The organism is Pricia sp. (assembly GCF_041745955.1).
GTDB lineage: Bacteria > Bacteroidota > Bacteroidia > Flavobacteriales > Flavobacteriaceae > Pricia.
The window spans coordinates 1-2,376 of sequence record NZ_JBGTHY010000512.1; the positions used below are offsets into that span (position 1 = coordinate 1).

Annotated in this window: 3 protein-coding genes; all 3 read right to left on the bottom strand. The window is 45.2% G+C overall.

Translation table 11 applies throughout. The annotated features are described in order from the left end of the window. Positions 1–1,348: efflux RND transporter permease subunit (locus tag ACEW8S_RS18175; protein WP_373519525.1), on the bottom strand; the 1,348-nt coding region annotated here is incomplete at its 3' end. A gap of 126 nt (positions 1,349–1,474) precedes the next feature. Then, positions 1,475–1,786, bottom strand: coding sequence for a DUF6660 family protein (locus ACEW8S_RS18180; protein WP_373519526.1), 312 nt, complete (start codon positions 1,784–1,786; stop codon positions 1,475–1,477). A gap of 344 nt (positions 1,787–2,130) precedes the next feature. Beyond that, the coding region (locus tag ACEW8S_RS18185; protein ID WP_373519527.1) for an SDR family oxidoreductase at positions 2,131–2,376 on the bottom strand (246 nt) is incomplete at its 5' end.

The following is a 2,376-nucleotide window of genomic DNA, read 5'->3' on the forward strand; positions in this document are numbered from 1 at the left end:
CGGAGTTCATCATCGTGCTTGCCGAATCGTAGGCTATCTCATCCATTTCTGTCTGGTCAATAGGTTTTTTGGATTTTTTCATCCGTTGATGAATGTGGAGTACCATACCTTCCACGATTATTACCGCGCCATCCACGATAATACCAAAATCGATCGCGCCAAGGGACATCAGGTTTGCCCATACGCCGAACTGTTTCATCAATATAAAGGCGAACAAAAGGGAAAGTGGTATTACTGAGGCCGTAATAAGGCCGCCGCGGAGACTTCCCAAGAGCAATACCAATACAAAGATTACTATAAGGGAGCCCTCTATTAAATTCTTCTCTACGGTACCTGTGGTTCTGGAAATGAGTTCGCTCCTGCTTAGAAAAGGTTCGATATATAGCCCTTCCGGAAGTGATTTTTGAATCTCGTCTATTCGGGCCTGTACATTCTCGATCACATTGCTCGGACTTTCGCCCTTGAGCATCAAGATCTGCCCCCCAACGGCTTCTTTGCCATCTTGGGTAAAAGCTCCATAACGCACCTGGTTTCCGTAGCCCACGTTTTCCGCGATATCGCGTACCAGCACGGGCGTCCCGTTCTGGGAGGCTACCACGGTATTCTCCAGATCTTCTATGCTACGGGCAAGTCCTTCGCCTCTAATAAAATTGGCCTGGTGGTTTTTTTCTATATAGGCACCTCCGGTATTGGCATTGTTCAATTTAAGGGCTTCAAAAACTTGCGACATTGTTATGCCAAAGCTCTTTAGCTTATTGGGATTGATGGCGACCTCATATTGCTTTACAAAACCACCCGCAGCATTGACCTCTACCACGCCCGGCACCAGTGCCATTTGGCGTTTTACCAACCAATCTTGGATAGTACGGAGCTCCATTGGATCATATTGATTTTCATACCCCTCTTTTATTTTAATGGAATACTGATAAATTTCTCCCAGACCCGTTGTAATAGGAGCCATAAAAGGCGTGCCGAATCCTTCTGGAATTTCATCGCTTACCTCAGTAAGCTTTTCCTGTACCAGCTGTCTAGGCAGGTAGGTTCCCGCCTCATCCTCGAAAACGATGGTTACCACCGAAAGTCCAAAACGGGAAACGGAACGCAGTTCGATTACATCGGGAAGGTTGGCCATTGCCAGCTCAACAGGGTAGGTAACAAATTGTTCGATATCTTCCGTCCCAAGGTTGGGAGCGGTCGTAATTACCTGTACTTGATTGTTCGTAATATCCGGCACGGAACCCAGATTGATAGTGGCCATCGACCAAATACCCGTACCGACAAGTGCCACTATTAATAGCCCAACAACAAATTTATTGTTGATGGAAAATGAGATGATTTTATTGATCATAGAAAGGGATTTAATTCAGTTTAATTTCTTCAATATGATTTTCGGCAACCATAAAATCATATGAAACAGGCACCAACCCCATGAATAGGGTAGTGGAAGGATACAGCTATCCTCTTAAAAACTGAATTAAGCCCTGGGAGGTTGTAACAATGAAAAGACTACTCCATCGGAAACGCTTTCGAAATGTGAGAAGTTTTCCTGGGAGATAGGAGTAGGCAAAGGCGCGAAAGCCGTTGCGCCAAAATCAATGGTGTGTACATGGCAGCAATGGCAACTACAAAATGGGGGGCATAGGTCAAAGGCACCGTGGTCGTGCCCTGAATCCGTACTGAGTGCCACCTCTATCTGCGTATCGTCGAACTCCGCACGGGTATCACTGCACGGCAGCACATTGAGCGCTAAAATGTAAAAAGATAGTACGAAAGCGATAATTTTCACGTTGCAAAGATAACAAATAATCAATGCACAGGGTGTGCAAACTTTAGTCCAATAGATTTGGAATTGTATCATCATGGCCATACCATCAGCTTTTGCGCCCGTTGCAGGTTCTCGAATTCCCCGCCATATGTGACCGAAGGAATAAAGACAATCAGAATGATAATCTGACCGAAAATAGCGGCGTTCATCATCTGGGAAGTTGATTTGAACGCCAATTTGTTTACCTCGGATTTCCGTTCTTTGGATAGCTTTTTGAGCTTAGATAGAATTTACATAGGTTTCACAGATGACCATCGTTTTCTTTTGTACACGTTTTGCGTTTACGCAGTGACTTTCGTAGCCCCTTATTTCGTCAGCAAAGCACGGTCTAAATGGACATAGCCCCCATCGACAAAAATAAACTGGCCGGTGGTGTGCGATGAACGGTCAGATATAGTGAACAGGCAGGTATCGGCAATTTCTTGGGTGGTGGTCATACGGTTTTGCAGTGGAATTTTATCGACTATGGATTTCAGTTTTTCCTCTCCGTTTTCCAAGGTCTTGATCCAGGTGTCGTACGAGGGTGTCCAACTCTCCGCAATGATAATGGC